The organism is Bacillus sp. B4EP4a (assembly GCF_006680105.1).
GTDB classification, from domain to species: domain Bacteria; phylum Bacillota; class Bacilli; order Bacillales; family DSM-1321; genus Peribacillus; species Peribacillus simplex_E.
The window spans coordinates 197,343-212,927 of record NZ_VHIK01000016.1 but is presented as its reverse complement, the minus strand read 5'-3'; the positions used below and the strand labels follow the sequence as shown (position 1 = coordinate 212,927).

The 15,585-nt window shown below is 40.4% G+C and carries 16 protein-coding genes and 2 pseudogenes; 9 read left to right on the top strand and 9 right to left on the bottom strand.

What is annotated here, in order from left to right; translation table 11 throughout:
• Positions 1–8 precede the first annotated feature (8 nt).
• On the bottom strand, positions 9–1,241 hold the full coding sequence (argJ, locus tag FNK51_RS09405) for a bifunctional ornithine acetyltransferase/N-acetylglutamate synthase (RefSeq protein WP_141993135.1): 1,233 nt from the start codon (positions 1,239–1,241) through the stop codon (positions 9–11).
• 16 nt (positions 1,242–1,257) lie between these two features.
• Positions 1,258–2,295 carry an N-acetyl-gamma-glutamyl-phosphate reductase gene (gene argC / locus FNK51_RS09400; RefSeq protein WP_141993134.1) on the bottom strand — a complete coding sequence of 346 codons (1,038 nt, stop codon included), beginning with the start codon at positions 2,293–2,295 and terminating at the stop codon, positions 1,258–1,260.
• A 233-nt stretch (positions 2,296–2,528) separates the two neighbouring features.
• Here argC and FNK51_RS09395 point away from each other — a divergent pair, with 233 nt between their 5' ends.
• Positions 2,529–3,218: a Crp/Fnr family transcriptional regulator gene (locus FNK51_RS09395; RefSeq protein WP_098371314.1), complete on the top strand. Its 690-nt coding sequence runs from the start codon at positions 2,529–2,531 to the stop codon at positions 3,216–3,218.
• Positions 3,219–3,488: 270 nt separating this feature from the next.
• On the opposite strand, the gene moaA is transcribed toward FNK51_RS09395, so the two are convergent.
• The 3 genes from moaA to FNK51_RS09380 form a co-directional block, all read right to left on the bottom strand.
• Positions 3,489–4,502, bottom strand: a complete 1,014-nt coding sequence (gene moaA, locus FNK51_RS09390; protein WP_098371315.1) for a GTP 3',8-cyclase MoaA — start codon at positions 4,500–4,502, stop codon at positions 3,489–3,491.
• Positions 4,503–4,609: 107 nt separating this feature from the next.
• Positions 4,610–4,918, bottom strand: a complete 309-nt coding sequence (locus tag FNK51_RS09385; RefSeq protein ID WP_063232206.1) for a metal-sulfur cluster assembly factor — start codon at positions 4,916–4,918, stop codon at positions 4,610–4,612.
• Between the two features lie 118 nt (positions 4,919–5,036).
• On the bottom strand, positions 5,037–5,825 hold the full coding sequence (locus tag FNK51_RS09380) for a prolyl oligopeptidase family serine peptidase (RefSeq protein ID WP_141993133.1): 789 nt from the start codon (positions 5,823–5,825) through the stop codon (positions 5,037–5,039).
• 229 nt (positions 5,826–6,054) lie between these two features.
• Between FNK51_RS09380 and FNK51_RS09375 the strand changes: the two genes are divergently transcribed.
• From FNK51_RS09375 to FNK51_RS09370, 3 genes are all read left to right on the top strand, one after another.
• Complete coding sequence (locus FNK51_RS09375; RefSeq protein WP_141993132.1) at positions 6,055–6,870, top strand: Cof-type HAD-IIB family hydrolase; 816 nt, start codon at positions 6,055–6,057, stop codon at positions 6,868–6,870.
• Between the two features lie 104 nt (positions 6,871–6,974).
• A complete protein-coding gene (locus tag FNK51_RS26510) occupies positions 6,975–7,127 on the top strand; it encodes a hypothetical protein (protein WP_164468789.1) in 153 nt (50 codons plus the stop codon).
• Positions 7,127–7,375 carry a DUF3813 domain-containing protein gene (locus FNK51_RS09370; RefSeq protein ID WP_141993131.1) on the top strand — a complete coding sequence of 83 codons (249 nt, stop codon included), beginning with the start codon at positions 7,127–7,129 and terminating at the stop codon, positions 7,373–7,375. The genes FNK51_RS26510 and FNK51_RS09370 overlap by 1 nt, the downstream gene beginning before the upstream one ends.
• A 41-nt stretch (positions 7,376–7,416) precedes the next feature.
• Here the strand turns inward: FNK51_RS09370 and FNK51_RS09365 are convergent.
• Positions 7,417–7,665: pseudogene (locus FNK51_RS09365) on the bottom strand (KGG domain-containing protein); the annotation flags it as partial.
• A 136-nt stretch (positions 7,666–7,801) separates the two neighbouring features.
• On the bottom strand, positions 7,802–8,644 hold the full coding sequence (locus FNK51_RS09360) for a YitT family protein (RefSeq protein ID WP_098371319.1): 843 nt from the start codon (positions 8,642–8,644) through the stop codon (positions 7,802–7,804).
• 156 nt (positions 8,645–8,800) lie between these two features.
• Here FNK51_RS09360 and FNK51_RS09355 point away from each other — a divergent pair, with 156 nt between their 5' ends.
• The 5 genes and pseudogenes from FNK51_RS09355 (at position 8,801) to FNK51_RS09335 (ending at position 12,436) form a co-directional block, all read left to right on the top strand.
• The gene (locus FNK51_RS09355; protein WP_098371320.1) at positions 8,801–9,667 is read left to right on the top strand and encodes a DegV family protein; all 867 of its coding nucleotides are present in this window, start codon (positions 8,801–8,803) and stop codon (positions 9,665–9,667) included.
• 68 nt (positions 9,668–9,735) lie between these two features.
• Complete coding sequence (locus tag FNK51_RS09350) at positions 9,736–9,867, top strand: DUF3941 domain-containing protein (protein ID WP_076367185.1); 132 nt, start codon at positions 9,736–9,738, stop codon at positions 9,865–9,867.
• A gap of 103 nt (positions 9,868–9,970) precedes the next feature.
• Positions 9,971–10,462, top strand: coding sequence for a YajQ family cyclic di-GMP-binding protein (locus FNK51_RS09345; RefSeq protein ID WP_063232211.1), 492 nt, complete (start codon positions 9,971–9,973; stop codon positions 10,460–10,462).
• A 237-nt stretch (positions 10,463–10,699) separates the two neighbouring features.
• On the top strand, positions 10,700–11,575 hold the full coding sequence (locus tag FNK51_RS09340) for an SDR family oxidoreductase (RefSeq protein WP_098371321.1): 876 nt from the start codon (positions 10,700–10,702) through the stop codon (positions 11,573–11,575).
• A gap of 72 nt (positions 11,576–11,647) precedes the next feature.
• Positions 11,648–12,436, top strand: a pseudogene (locus FNK51_RS09335) (MBL fold metallo-hydrolase).
• A 38-nt stretch (positions 12,437–12,474) separates the two neighbouring features.
• Here the strand turns inward: FNK51_RS09335 and FNK51_RS09330 are convergent.
• Both FNK51_RS09330 and FNK51_RS09325 read right to left on the bottom strand, forming a co-directional pair.
• Positions 12,475–13,518: a LacI family DNA-binding transcriptional regulator gene (locus tag FNK51_RS09330; protein ID WP_098371323.1), complete on the bottom strand. Its 1,044-nt coding sequence runs from the start codon at positions 13,516–13,518 to the stop codon at positions 12,475–12,477.
• A 341-nt stretch (positions 13,519–13,859) separates the two neighbouring features.
• Positions 13,860–15,509, bottom strand: a complete 1,650-nt coding sequence (locus FNK51_RS09325; protein WP_141993130.1) for a glycoside hydrolase family 13 protein — start codon at positions 15,507–15,509, stop codon at positions 13,860–13,862.
• Positions 15,510–15,585 lie beyond the last annotated feature (76 nt).

Below are 15,585 nucleotides of genomic sequence, written 5' to 3'. Positions count from 1 at the left end.
TTCACCTCTTACGAACGATAGCTCCCGTTTATTTTCACATAATCATAGGTTAAATCGCAGCCCCATGCCGTGCCTGATTCATTACCATCTTTCAAATAAACATTAATGATGATACTTTCATTTTCCAAGTATGCTTTGGCTTCTTCCTCAGAAAACATTACCGGCTCACCATCATTAAGTACGACGATATCACCAAAAACGATCGTTGTTTGATCCGGATTGAATTCCACTCCGCTTCTTCCCATCGCAGCAATGATTCGTCCCCAGTTTGCATCCGCTCCAAAAGCTGCCGTTTTCACTAGATTTGACCCAACGATCGTCTTCGCCATCATCTGTGAATCTTGCTTCGTAGGCATGCCATGAACATTCACTTCTATCAGTTTTGTGGCACCTTCTCCGTCTTTCGCAATTTGTTTGGCGAGATTTTCGGAAGTTTGTTTTAATAATTCCAGGAAAATGGACCATTCAGGATGGTCAGGTGTCAATGGTTCATTGTTCGCTTCTCCATTCGCGAGCACTAACACCATGTCGTTCGTTGAACAGTCACCATCAACCGTGATTTGATTGAATGTATCATTTGTAATGGAGGAAAGTGCCTGCTGTAAATCATCCGGTTCAATTACAGCATCCGTCGTAATGAAACCAAGCATTGTAGCCATGTTTGGATGAATCATTCCCGAACCCTTCGCAGCACCGCCCATTTTCACGGTTTTTCCGTCAATAATCGTTTCATAACCACAGCTCTTCGTTACAATATCCGTTGTTAAAATGGCTGTACCAAAAGCTTCAGCAGCTTCAGGTGTATTTTCTGGCTGCAATGACTCTATGCCTTTTTTCACTTTTTCCATTTCCATGAATTCACCTATGACTCCCGTTGAAGCCACTGCAAATGAATGGTCCTTCAAACCGAACTTTTGAGCCGCTAGCTTCCTCATTTCATTTGCATCTTTTAAACCCTGTTCACCCGTACAAGCATTCGCACAAGCACTATTCACTACAATGCCGTGAAGTTTTCCATTAACGGCTATGCTATCTTTCGTTACATTGATTGGAGCGGCTTGAACTACATTTTGTGTATAAACCGCCGCGGCTGATGCTGGGACATCGGTAAAAATGATGCCAACGTCCTTTTTAGAATAGCGTAATCCTGCATGAACACCTGACGCTTTGAACCCTTGGGGCATTAAAATGTTTCCTTCTTGAATTTGTTTGATTTCTTCAACTGGCTGTAATGTTTTCATTATTTTCCTCCAAAGTTTACGGATATAGCGGACTGTTCCATAGTCCTGCCGTTTCTTCTAGTCCCATTAATATATTTGCATTTTGAATGGCCTGCCCTGCAGCACCCTTCACTAAATTATCAATAACTGAAACCACCGTTACCTTACCTGTTCTTTCATCATAATCAACGCCTATGTCGCAAAAGTTCGATCCATATACTTGTTTCGTGGATGGAAAGCGATCAAGGGGCTGTACTCGGACAAATGGGTGGTTCTCGTAAACGGTTTCGTATAAATCCCTTAATTCAACATTTGAGGTTTCCCGATTAACCTTTATATACATCGTCGCCATAATCCCTCTTGTCATTGGAACAAGATGTGTATTGAAGGTAATAGGCTGTAGACCTGTTGACCATCTCCCAAGCTGTTGTTCGATTTCCGGTATGTGTTGATGTTGATTTACCTTATATATCTTAAAGTTCTCATTCATTTCACTATAATGGGTGACTGCCGAAAGTGATTTACCCGCCCCGGAAACCCCGGATTTTGCATCGATGATCACATCGGCAGCTGCTCCGGCCAATCCTTCAGTGAATAAAGGGGCAAGACCTAATAGTGATGCGGTTGGGTAGCACCCTGGATTTGCAATAATCGTTGCTTTTTTTATTGCTTCGGCATTCCATTCAGTCAATCCGTATACGGCTTCTTCAATAATGTGCTGAGGCGCTGCTGGTTTTTTATACCAGTGTTCATATTCACCTGGAGTTTGAAGCCTGAGGTCTCCTGATAGGTCGATTACTTTAATGTCAAGGTCAGAAAATTCCGAAATCAATTGTGAGGAAACACCAGAAGGAGTTGCAAGAAATACAATATCGGATTTTTTTGCAATCGCCTCCGGGTCAATTTCTTCTAATTTGTCTTTCATATGCATTAAATGTGCATTTTCTTCAGATAAACTTCGGCCAAATTGGGAAGAAGTATGCAATGATTTTATTTTAAATTGCGGATGATTATTCAAAAATCTTATTAGTTCCATTCCTCCATAACCCGTTGCACCTACTATTGATACGTTCATAAAACCATCTCCTATAATTTCAGGTCCCTGTCATTCTTTGATTCTATTATTATAAGACTGAATAAAAATAAAATCAAATGTATTTTTATAAAATTCTAAACTAAAATTTTAAATGAAAAATTATCCATCAAAACTCCTAGAATTATCCAAAGTTGTTGACTACTAGTGCTTTTTCCGTTTAAATCAAAGGTAGTGATTGAGTTTTAACGGCATTTGGAAAGGTGGTCATTTGCATGAATGAATTATCGTTATCTAATCGGATGCATTCAATTTTAGATAATAAACAGCAAGTTAAACATATGGAAAAAGGGCGCTATCTTTTTCAGGAGAGCACCCCAGCAAGTGATTTGTATTACATTTTAAAAGGTAAAGTAGAAGTGAGTAAGGTTGTTCCTGACGGTCGGGAATTAACTATACGCATTAGTTCGGAGAATGATTTGGTTGGGGAAACTGTCTTATTTTCTCCAAATCCTAAATATATGATGAATGCAAAGATGATGGAAGATGGAACTGTTGCGGTAATTTCCAAAGAAGCATTAGAAGAGAAAATCGCCTCAGATAGCCACCTTGCAGTCGAGATGATGACATGGTTATCGGCTCAAAACCGTAAAAATCAGGCTAAATTCCGCGATATGCTCCTGCACGGCAAGAAAGGTGCCTTTTACTCCACCCTTATCCGTTTATCAAATAGTTATGGCACTGAAGCAGAAGACGGTAAAGTTATCAATCTTCCCTTTACAAACCAAGAACTCGCCAATTTTTGCGGCACATCCCGCGAGGTAGTCAATCGAATGCTCGCTCAATTAAGGAAAAACAATGTCATCTCCATTAAAAAGGGACGCATTACGATTCTTGACTTTGACTTTTTGAAACAGGAAATCGACTGTGAAAACTGTCCAATAGAAATCTGTACCATCGATTAAATCCCACATAAAAAGCAGTAAATACATAATGCCTTTCTGACCTTAAACTGATCGGCGTTTATTTCCAGGCTGAATTTTCCCTAGGACCATTTAATTATTTTCATTTTCATGGATTCCTATAAAAAAATATAAATATGCATAAAAAAAGCATAAAAATCGATTTCGTCCATTGACTGGCATCAGAAGTTCCTAATAACTATATAAAAAATGAAGGGATGGCGTAATTGCCATCCCTTCATTTTTTATTCATTCGGAAGGAGTATTTGTATATTACCCGCCAATGAATGACATTTCGATTTTTTCCTGTTTCTTGGCCGTTCCCGCTGCCCGCTCATCCGAATAGCGATCGTCCCTGCGATTCCAAAGCGAAATGATGAACCCGGTCAATTCTTCATCTGTCATGCCGGAACGGAGCAATGACTTCAAGTCATGTCCCTTTCCATTAAACAGGCATGTATATAAACTTCCATTAGCAGAAAGACGTGCACGTGTACAACTTGAACAAAAAGACTCGGATACCGAGGTTATGAAGCCCACTTCTGCAGTAGTGCCCTTATAACGGAAGCGTTTTGCCACCTCTCCAAAATAATCTTCTTCTACCGGTTCTAGATCGAATTCGGTTTGGAGCATTGCAAGCAGTTCTCTTTTCGTAATGACATTCTTCAACTGCCAGCCATTTGTATGTCCGACATCCATGAATTCTATATAGCGTAATTGAATGCCCTCATCTTTACAAAATCGGGCCATCGGCAGGATTTGAGATTCATTGGTTTCTTTTTTCACTACCATATTCACTTTAACGCCAAGCCCAGCTTCTTTGGCAGCTGCGATGCCTTCAATAACAGGCTTTATACCGATATTCCTGCCGTTCATCTTCTTGAAAAGTTCATCATCGAGGCTGTCTAAGCTGATATTCACCCTCTGCAAACCAGCTTCCCTCAAATTCACGGCATGTTTTTTCAAGAAGACACCATTCGTAGTCAGTCCAATATCTTCAATACCTTCAATTTTAACGAGATTTGAAATCAGAGTGGTGAGATCTCTCCGGAGTAATGGTTCCCCGCCTGTCAACCTTAGTTTTTTTACCCCTAAGCTTGCGAATATTTTAGAAAGCCTTACAATTTCCTCATAGGATAATAGCTCACTTTTAGGCAGGAACTGAAAATTCTCATGAAAAATTTCAGCAGGCATGCAATACTGGCAGCGAAAGTTACAGCGATCTATGACTGAAATCCTTAAATCCCTTAGTGGCCTGTCCAATGAATCTTTAATTTGACTGTTCAATTAACCACTCCTAGCCGAAAGTATTAGAAAAAACCAGACCATAAAAAGTGACTCAATTGAATGGGTTCACTGTTTTTTGACTGGCTTTTCATTTCTATATAGAGTTATTATTTGATTCCTAATGCAATTTTAGCATATCTGGACATTTTGTCTTTCGTCCATGGCGGACTCCAGACAATCTTCACATCCGTTTCCTTTACCTCTGGGATATCTTCCAGAACCAATTTAACTTGATCGACGATCGTCCCAGCCATCGGACAGCCCATTGCTGTCAATGTCATCGTCACCGTAGTCAGACCTTCCTCATCCATATCCACATCATATACCAAGCCTAAATTAACTATATCTATACCAAGCTCAGGGTCAATGACCTGCTCCAAAGCTCCAATGATAATGTCTTTTGTATCTTGATCCACTTCGATCACTCCTTTTATGGAAAATCTCTTCGTTTTAGATTATCGGTTTCATCATTATGTCCGTTTTAGACTTTATTTTATGTCCGTATTAGAATCATAACAGATTTTGAGTGAGTACTTAAGCATTTTGCACAGTTGACAGTAAATGTTTCGCGAACCAGTCTGCAGTCATAAGTACGCCTTCCCTACTCACTTTATGTCCAGCCTTAGGATCAAGGATGAAATCAATTTTTTCATCTGCCTCATTATACCCTGCTTTGACAGCTTCATAAAAACGATATGCATGTTGATAAGGAACAACCGGATCTTTGGCACCATGCCAAAAAAGAAGCGGACGGTTGGAAAGCTTATCCTGATTCAGACTCAAATCAAATGGCTTGAGCTGTTCAATCACCTTGGCAACTTCCTCATCAGTAGCTGGGAAATTAACTTTCCTTTTCTTAATCTCCGCCATTTGGAGCTCTGCATACGCGACATATGATGGGTTTCCCATTAAACTGACTCCGGCGGATATCCATTCATATGCAGCCAGGGCCCCATTAGTCACTATTCCCCCCATAGAGGTACCAGCTACGCCTATTCTGTCAGGATCAATTAATTTTCGGGATAATAAATCATCCTTCAGCAAAGATAAATCCCGGATTGTCTGTAAAACCATTTCCCAAAAACGGGGCATCATTTGAGAATCACTTAAGCCAGCTTCCCTTTCCCCATGATGGATCACATCGGGAAGAAGCACACGAAAACCCTTTTCTGCCATTAAATAAGCATAGTGAAGATTGTGTTCTTTTGCACTTTGAAAACCATGTATAAAAATAATAACCGGCAATTCCTGATTGAAAGTGGTTTCTTCACCTAGGTGCAGTACAGGAATATGTCCAATTAGTTCTTTTTCAATTATTATCAAGTTAACCCCTCCGAATAATTTGTTCCGGTCTTTTCAATGCCATTATCAATATGGCATTGGCATTCATCATTCCACTCCTTAATCCCGAGCTTCGCTTTAATCATCATGATCCTGGATATAGTAATATCATACAGGAATGCATAAAGAATGAAAAAGATTTACATTTACTTTAAAATAGGCTTAACAATATTTGCATATAATGAAATCAAAAAGAACAGAAGGTGTGTACATGGCTGAGAAACATTTAATCGTATTAGATCTTGATGGTACTTTACTTACAGATAACAAAACAATTTCTTCAAGGACTAAAAAAACACTCCTAAAACTAAAAGAAGATGGACACGAAGTTATGATCGCTACCGGGCGTCCCTTTCGCTCAAGTGAACTTTATTACCGGGAATTGGGGTTGACTACACCAATCGTTAATTTCAATGGCGCTTTCGTCCATCACCCATTACATACAAGCTGGGGGGTATACCACTCTCCACTTGATATAAGTGTTGCGAAAGATATTGTTGAAGCGTGTGATCAGTTTAAATATCACAACATCATCGCAGAAGTCCGGGATGATGTTTATGTTCATTATCATGATGAAAAGTTGATGAACATGTTTAATGTAGGAAATCCGATCATGAAGACAGGTGACTTGCGCAATTATCTTCAGGATTCCCCAACTTCGATGCTAATTCATACAGATAGTGAATTCGTAGGACAGATTCGCCAGCATTTATCCGATGTCCATGCAGAATTAGTCGATCATCGCCGCTGGGCAGAGCCTTTTCATATCATCGAAATAATAAAAAGCGGGTTAAGTAAAGCCGTAGGTTTAAAACGTGTATCCAACTATCTGGAAATCCCTCAAAACAGGATAATCGCTTTCGGTGATGAAGATAATGATTTGGAAATGCTCGATTACGCGGGAACCGGGGTGGCCATGGGAAATGCGATTTCACCAGTAAAAACGGTAGCAAATACGACTACATTGACGAATGAAGAAGATGGTATAGCGGTCTTCCTCGAAGAAAAATTCAATATAAAAGCCTAATACGTCATTTTTTACCTTCATAATATCTCTTTTTCAAGCCAAACTAATATGGACAACAGCTTCCATTCCGTTGTCGACAACGCTCAGAATCGGAGGAGATAAGAATGGGTAAAAGCAGTAAATCTAAACGATTTGTACAGCAAGGCAAAGAAAGTGTTGCCAGGCATGCCGAAAAAATCCCTTATCACACTACGTTTGAAGAGGCTGAAAAAGACAGGTTAAGAATTATGTCAGAACAAAGCTATGGTGGTTTCTAATGGGAAACAATTTATTCCAGAAGGCAAGGGAATTTGTTGAAGAAGCTCTCCACTCTGAGCATGAAGGTGACCAGCATAAGACAGAGGAAATCGCTAAAAATGCTCTCCACTCTGAGCATGACGTTGACCAGCGCAAGACAGAGGAAATCGCTAAAAACGCTCTTTCATCAGCCTTTGCCAATACGACAGAGGCCGAAAAAGAACAACTGCGAGAACTCCAGGAAGAGCTGGAAAACCACTCTAAATAACGTGAAAGCCTCCGGGATTCCTGGAGGCTTTCGCTTTATCAATTGTTATTTCGTGCCTTACCGCCTTTTTCACCAATTTCTTTATAAAAGTCTTTACCATGGGAATCAGCAGTGGCTTCTCCGCCCTTTTGTCCAATTTCTTGATAGAATTCCTTATCATGATTATCCGATGTAGCTTCTCCGCCCTTTTGCCCAATTTCCCGGTAAAAATCCTTGTCGTGATTTTTAGAAGTGGCTTCCCCGCCTTTACGACCTGCTTCCTGTCTGCTCATTTTTTCGTCGTTAGCCATTTTTATCACTCCTTCATAAGATTTTAAATTGGCGCTACAATATAAGAATTAACCGTTTGATACAGGCAATAAACATAATACGCCTAAATACTGCCTTTTGTAATAGAAGTGTAATGGCCTTAATTTTTTGTTAATATCATTCCCTGCGGAAAGTTCCAACAATGCCTGAAGTTTCTATGATATTTGTGAAAGCGTGTGGATCCACTTCCTTGATGATTTTTTCAAGGTCATACAGTTCATACCTTGTAATGACAATCAATAACATTTCCTTAGTTTCGTTCGTGAACGCCCCTTTTGCAGGAACCCTCGTGATTCCGCGAACTAACTTAGCATGGATTGCCTGTTTAAGTTCTTCGCTTTTCTTTGTAATGATCATGGCCGTAAGCTTTTCATGACGCGTATGAATCGCGTCAACGACACGCGTCGATGTGTAAAGGGTAACAAGTGTGTACAAAGCTTTTTCCGGTCCATAAACAGCACCTGCCGTTACAATGATCACGCCATTCAGCAGAAATAAATAAGTACCCACGGGTTTGTCCTTCTTCCGTGACAGTAGCATGGCGATAATATCCATTCCGCCAGTCGACGCACCGTATTTCAAGGTGATCCCCACACCTACTGCAGCTATGACTCCGCCAAATACCGCATTTAATAATATGTCAGGTGACCAGCGTGTAATCGGAATGATTTCCATAAAGAAGGACATCAAGACAACGCTGAGGAAACTATAAAAAGTGAAAGACTTTCCAACCTTTCGCCAAGCAATGATCGTCACTGGAATGTTCAATAAAAGCAATAGAATACCTGTCGATACATTAAAAGGAGCAAAAGAACCAATCATCCTCGATAGAAGCTGGGCCACTCCTGTAAAGCCGCTTGCATATACGTTTGCCGGTATTAGAAAAAAGTTCATTGCGACGGCATTCAGTAATGCTCCGACCACAACTATGATAATTTTCTTCATTTCACCACTGTACATCCTAAAAACCTCCATTTCACCCTTATTCTATTATCTTTTTAACCTTAATTATTTATTCTATTTACGTAGAGATTGAATTTTCACCGTTACGTGCTACACTAAAATGTAGAGTGACCACTCATTTTCTAAAAATTGTAAAAAGAAAGCAGGTGTATTATGGCTATCACAATTCTGGCAGATAGTGCATGTGATTTGCCGTTGTCTTTCTATAAGGAAAACAATGTTTCATTAATTCCTTTACAAGTCCATCTTGACGGGAAAAATTATGAAGATTTACTTACCATTAATTCTCACGAAGTCTATCAAGCGATGATTGAGGGAAAAGCCCCGAAAACATCGCAAGCTTCACCAGAATGCTTTATAGAACTTTTCACACAGTTTGCCAAAGAGAAAAAACAAGGGATATATATAGCCTTTTCCTCTGAGTTATCAGGAACATATCAAACGGCAGTGATGATTCTTAATCAGGTGAAGGAAGAGTACCCTGACCTTGACATTGAAATCGTCAATACGAAATGCGCTTCGATGGGCGTCGGATTAATTGTAAAGAAAGCAGCCGATCTAGCAGCAAACGGTGCCACTAAAGAAGAAATCCTAGCTGACATAGAATTCCAAACCCGGCATATGGAGCATCTATTCACTGTAGATAACCTTGAGTATTTGGCCCGTGGCGGCCGCATCTCCAAGACATCTGCCCTTGTTGGCGGTTTATTAAACATTAAACCGTTATTGCATGTAGAAGATGGGAAGCTTGTTCCGCTTGAAAAGTTACGCGGCAAAAAGAAATTGATTAAACGTGTAATCGAATTAATGCACGAAAGAGGAAAAAATTTAAAAAACCAAACGATTGCCATCAGTCATGGTGATGATGATGCGACGGCCCTGGAATGGAAGGAAGCCATTAAAAATGAATTCGGGACAACCGATTTCATGGTCCATACAATCGGCTCCGTCATCGGTGCACATGCCGGTCCTGGTACAATTGCCCTCTTCTTCTTAAACGATACCCCTGAGAAATCATAAACATACATACTCCCTTCCATAATTGTGAACAATATATATTGATCAGATAATGGAAGGGAGTTTTCTCTATGTCAAAAACAACCGATGACAACAAAAGGCCAAAAGATAACCAGGCGAGAAATGCTGAAAAAAATGTCGCCTATCAGGAAAATCTTGCTGCGGGTAAGCACTCCTATTCGAAGAAAACAGACCATAAATGAAGCGAGGGGCTTGTCCCCTCGCTTTTTTAATATGGTTTAGATAGTTGTCTTCCTATCACACTTTCTCTATAATAAAGGAAATAAAACCTGCTGGAGGTAAGTGATGGCAAAGGAAAATTCATTTGATATTGTTTCGAAAGTAGACTTTTCAGAGGTAACGAATGCAGTTACCATGGCTATGAAGGAAATACAAACACGCTATGATTTTAAAGGGAGTATAAGCAGCATCACCATTGAAAAAGAAGACCTGGTTTTAGTGTCCGACGATGAATATAAGCTCGAACAGCTGAAGGATGTTCTCATCAGTAAACTCATTAAACGTGACGTACCAGTCAAGAACCTGGACTATGGCAAATTAGAAGGAGCTTCTGGCGGAACCGTTCGCCAACGGGCTAAGTTGATTCAAGGCATCGATAAGGAACAAGCAAAAAAAATCAATACCATCATTAAAAATAGCGGTCTTAAAGTGAAAAGCCAAATCCAAGATGATCAAATCCGTGTTACCGGTAAGAACCGTGACGATTTGCAAGGAATCATTTCCGCAATCCGGGGCGCTGATCTATCCATTGATGTACAATTCTTAAATTACCGCTAAGTATGAAGGCCTCACCTTTGGGTGGGTCTTTTTTATTTGCAGCATTGCCTCGATAGCCGTCTTCCCTCCCTTTTTTCTTCAAATGAATCTCCTTCATGTAACAAGGAAAGACTAGTCATGTTCCCTTAGTTATATAAATAATTACCTATGATTTACTTGGTCATTTTTTCCATGTTTTCTTTTTTCTAAAAAAGGAATAGAAAAAGTATAGATAATTAAACAGGAGGCGTTTTAATCTTGACTAACCAAAATCAAAATCAGAATAAACAAGGATTTCCACCTCAACATCAACAGCATCAACCTGGATTGGAAACAAAAATGGAACCGAACCCTGATTCAGTTAAAGCTGCCTACAAAGGAAGCGGCAAACTAAAAGGTAAAACGGCAATCATAACAGGAGGAGACAGCGGAATCGGTAAATCGGTTGCCATTTATTACGCCAAGGAAGGAGCAAATGTGACAGTTGCATACTTGGATGAACACGAGGATGCCAAAGCGACTAGAGAATTGATCGAAAAAGAAGGACAGAAATGTTTACTAATTTCAGGAGATATCGGTGATGAATCCTTCTGCCAGGATGTCGTCAAAAAAACGGTTGATGAATTTGGCGGTTTGGACATACTAGTCAACAACGCCGGTGAACAGCATGTGCAGACAAGTATCCTTGACATTTCAGCTGAACAATTGGAAAAAACGTTCCGCACGAATATTTTCTCGATGTTCCACTTAACTAAAGCTGCATTGAAGCACCTTAAAAAAGGAAGCAGCATCATTAATACAACCTCTATCACAGCCTATCAAGGCAACCCAAAACTAATCGATTACTCTTCAACAAAAGGTGCAATATTGGCATTTACAAGGGCCCTGTCGAACTCCATTTCAAAAGATGGCATCAGAGTGAACGGTGTTGCGCCAGGACCGATCTGGACACCGCTGATTCCTGCCTCATTCGGAGAAGAGGATGTTGCCAAATTCGGACAGGATACTCCAATGGGCCGTGCAGGGCAGCCAGAGGAATTAGCACCAGCATATGTATATTTGGCAAGTGATGATTCATCCTATGTCAGCGGACAAGTCATCCACGTAAACGGCGGGACCGTGGTAAACGGATAAGCTTTACCCTTTCAAAAGCAGGATATTTCCGGTTAAAGCGGAATATATGAATGGGAAGGAGTGGAGTCATTTTTGAAAAATATTGTAGATCCATGGTTCACCGTTCAGGAATTGGACTCAGAAACGTTTGCAATCAGTGAATATGGTCATTGGGAGAAAGTCCATTCCTTTTTATTACTTGGGGAGACCCAAGCTGCGTTAATCGACACAGGATTAGGCATCTGTTCAATTAAGCGGATTACAGACCAGCTTACCGATCTTCCGATTATCGTCCTGACGACACACGTTCATGCCGATCATATTGGCGGTCATGGGGATTATGAAACAATTTATGTTCATGGTGATGATGCCAATTGGCTGATCAACGGCATTGAAGGTTTGTCCTTGGAACAAATAAGAAAGAACATTGCCCGGGACATCACTGTCCCCCTACCCGAATCATTCGATCCTTTTAAATAAAAGCCATACCGGGGGTCCCCTGATAGGCTCTTATCGGATGGGGACACGATTGATCTTGGGAACCGCAGTTTAGGCATTTATCACACACCTGGGCATTCACCTGGCCACATCTCAATTTTGGATAATGAAACAGGTTATTTATTTACTGGCGACCTGCTTTATTCAGATACTCCAGTTTATGCATTTTATCCCTCGACAAGCCCTGAAGACCTTGTGAATTCATTAGAAAAAATCGCAAAAATCAAGGCAGTATCCAAAATTTATGGCGGACACAACCAACTCGGCCTCGAACCAGGGATCTTTGAGGAAGTCCTTGAAGCCATTCAATACCTTAAAGAGAATAATTTAGTCAGACACGGAACGGGTGTACATGCATTCAAAAGTTTCAGTGTACATTTCTAGGAAAAAAAGGCATTGCTTTTATGCAATGCCCTTTTCGTTCAATAAGTCATGGCCATTACACCTTGCTTGATCGATCTGCAGGAATGCCTTTCCACGAAATGATGTGGAATGATGGTCCCAGCAGGAGCATCTCCAGTCTGCAGCATTTGAATGATGCCCTTAGCGGCCTGATAGCCCAAATCAAAAATATTGATATCTACGGAAGTCAGGGCTGGTAATGACAGTTCAGAGAAAAGAACGTTATTGAAGCTGACGATTGAAATTTCTTCAGGAGTGCGCACGCCCATCTCACGAAGTGAATGCACGATGCCAAGTGCCATAAGATCATCACTGACCACCAAAGCGGTTGGTGGTTCATCGATGGATAGTAACCTTTTTGCAGCTGCTTGTCCCCCTTCATGCAAAAAATCTTCATGCAGGGTATATTCCCTCCTTCGATCGATTCCAGCCCTCTTCAATGCCCGTTCATATCCTGACAGGCGATCAAGGGTCATCACAAGGGTTACGTCACCTCCGATGAATCCAATCCTTTCATGTCCTAGCTGTACGAGGTAATCCGTTGCCTGTTCGGCAGCCAAGACATTATCATTATCAACATATGTTATCTCCTCGATAAAATCATAGGGTTTCCCAATGATCACAAATGGAAAAGCCCTTGCTCTCAAATAGGTCAGAATGTGATCGTTCATCCTTGAATACATCAGGATTATTCCATCAACCATCCCCCCCTGCACCATATTCACTACTCCTTCGTAGATTTCATCTTCTGTTTTTCCCGTGCTTAGCAACAGGGAATAATGATTTTCCTGAGCTCCCTCACTTAGACCCTGAAGGATCGTCGGAAAAAACGGATTTTGATAATAATCATTTGAAGAACTTGGCATTACCAAGCCAATGATCCTGGTCGATTGATTGGCAAGACTACGTGCAATGAAGTTTGGATGGTATCCTAATTTACTCATCGCCTTACGTACCCGTAACTTTGTTTTTTCACTTATCCGAGGATTGTTTGCAATCACTCGAGAAACTGTTGAAGGAGCAACATTCGCTAACTGTGCCACATCTTTTATTGTTATGGCCATGCATTTCCCCTCTCCCCTCTTAGCCTTTATTGACTTCATTTAATACAAGGTGAATACCAATAAACACTTCTCTAATATTCGTTTTATATTTATACATTTTGTATGTATTCATAATACACTCAGTTCGATAGTTATATCCATACTTTTTTTAATGTTTGTTCAATTTTTCAGAAAATACTTACTTTTCCGTTTTTTTCATCTTTGTTTTAAAATTCAAAAAGAAGCTGATGTATGATCAGCTTCTAAAAAACCGCATGTCTATTGGAGATTAAGAAGTCAGACGACTAACTACATAGGATTTAAGCTGATTTCCAATCAAGTCCATAGAAGTGATATACAAATTAATAACGATAAACCCTCGTTTCATATGGACGTAAATCAATAAGGGACACCTCAGGACAATCCTCATAATTAGCTAGCAAGAGTTCCATTTTCCCCCAGTGAGAGAGGTCGATTTGGTGGTGATTCATGCTAAAATTACATACTACCATGACTGAATTATCATTCATGTTTCTTGTATAAATATAAAGTTCAGGATGATCTTCCCATAATAATTCATATTCCCCGTAAACAAGGACCTGATGTTTTTTTCGAAGATCAATCATCTTTTTATAAAAATGATAAATGGATGACGGGTCATTTTTCTGCTGTTCTACATTAATGGCGCGATAATTGGGATTAACCCTCATCCAAGGTGTTCCGTGCGTGAAACCGCCATTTTCAAAATCATTCCATTGCATCGGTGTTCGTGAATTATCACGGCCGCTATGCCAGATAATGTTCATGATTTCATCATGCGGACGACCTTTGGAGGTCTCTATCCGGTAAAAGTTTTTCATTCCTACATCATCATAATCATCAATCGAATCAAATTGGACATTCGTCATGCCAATTTCCTGACCTTGATAAATAAAAGGTGTGCCTTGCATGAAAAAGTAAAGAGCCCCAATCATTTTTGCGCTTTCCAACCAGTATTGATGATCATTTCCCCAGGTGGATACACTTCTTGGCTGGTCATGATTTTCAAAAAACAAAGCATTCCATCCTTTGTTTTTCAGCCCCTTTTGCCATTTGGTCATTGTGCGCTTTAACCCCTGAACATCAACATTGTGATTCTGTCCCCTATTCCAAAGTCCAAGATGTTCAAATTGAAATATCATATTGAACTTCCCATTCGATTCCCCGACCCATTCTTCCGCCTGCTCAATCCTGACGCCATTGGCCTCACCGACCGTCATGATATCATACTTAGAGAAAGTCTCTTCTTTCAACTCCTTAAGGTAATCCAGAATCCCGTCCTGATTGGTGTGCATTTCAAACGCAGGTACGTACTGATGCCAATATGGATTGGGCATATCCGGAAGGCCATCACGCTTATGAATATGCGTGATCGCATCAATTCGGAAGCCATCGATTCCCTTATCGAGCCACCAATTGACCATTTCATATAATGCCTTTCGTACATCAGTATTTTTCCAGTTTAAGTCTGGCTGCTTTTCGGCAAATAAATGTAAATAGTATTGATTGGTCCTTTCATCGAATTTCCAGGCACTTCCGGAAAAGATGCTTTCCCAATTATTAGGCTCACGACCGTCCTGCCCATCCCTCCATATATACCAATCCCGTTTCGGATTATCGCGGGACGAACGTGACTCTACGAACCAGGGGTGCTCATCACTTGTATGATTCAAAACAAGATCGAGTATCACCTTCATCCCACGTCCGTGAACATCTTTCAATAACAGATCAATATCTTCGTTTGAACCGAATTCATCGGAAACTGCTTGATAATCACTAATATCATAGCCATTATCCGCATTGGGCGATTTATAAAACGGACAAATCCAAATAACATCTATCCCTAATTCCTGCAAATAGTCAAGCTTTGAAATCAAACCTTTTATATCACCGACTCCATCACCATTACTATCCATGAAACTGCGCGGGTATATTTGATAGCAGACCGCTTCTTTCCACCAGGTCTTATTCATGCTGTAACCTCCCGATCCTGTTTTCCACAAAGCCTTAGGGACAATGTTTGGCGGCTACCGACAATCGAGAGGTATA

Excerpts from the sequence above, each read along its gene's own strand:
- FNK51_RS09395 (WP_098371314.1), top strand. The coding sequence starts at position 2,529 with ATGAATGAATTATCGTTATCTAATCGGATGCATTCAATTTTAGATAAT.
- FNK51_RS09375 (WP_141993132.1), top strand. The coding sequence starts at position 6,055 with ATGGCTGAGAAACATTTAATCGTATTAGATCTTGATGGTACTTTACTT.
- FNK51_RS09325 (WP_141993130.1), bottom strand. The coding sequence starts at position 15,509 with ATGAATAAGACCTGGTGGAAAGAAGCGGTCTGCTATCAAATATACCCG.
- FNK51_RS09330 (WP_098371323.1), bottom strand. The coding sequence starts at position 13,518 with ATGGCCATAACAATAAAAGATGTGGCACAGTTAGCGAATGTTGCTCCT.
- FNK51_RS09350 (WP_076367185.1), top strand. The coding sequence starts at position 9,736 with ATGTCAAAAACAACCGATGACAACAAAAGGCCAAAAGATAACCAGGCG.
- argJ (WP_141993135.1), bottom strand. The coding sequence starts at position 1,241 with ATGAAAACATTACAGCCAGTTGAAGAAATCAAACAAATTCAAGAAGGA.
- FNK51_RS09345 (WP_063232211.1), top strand. The coding sequence starts at position 9,971 with ATGGCAAAGGAAAATTCATTTGATATTGTTTCGAAAGTAGACTTTTCA.
- FNK51_RS09355 (WP_098371320.1), top strand. The coding sequence starts at position 8,801 with ATGGCTATCACAATTCTGGCAGATAGTGCATGTGATTTGCCGTTGTCT.
- FNK51_RS09360 (WP_098371319.1), bottom strand. The coding sequence starts at position 8,644 with ATGTACAGTGGTGAAATGAAGAAAATTATCATAGTTGTGGTCGGAGCA.
- FNK51_RS09370 (WP_141993131.1), top strand. The coding sequence starts at position 7,127 with ATGGGAAACAATTTATTCCAGAAGGCAAGGGAATTTGTTGAAGAAGCT.
- FNK51_RS26510 (WP_164468789.1), top strand. The coding sequence starts at position 6,975 with ATGGGTAAAAGCAGTAAATCTAAACGATTTGTACAGCAAGGCAAAGAA.
- argC (WP_141993134.1), bottom strand. The coding sequence starts at position 2,295 with ATGAACGTATCAATAGTAGGTGCAACGGGTTATGGAGGAATGGAACTA.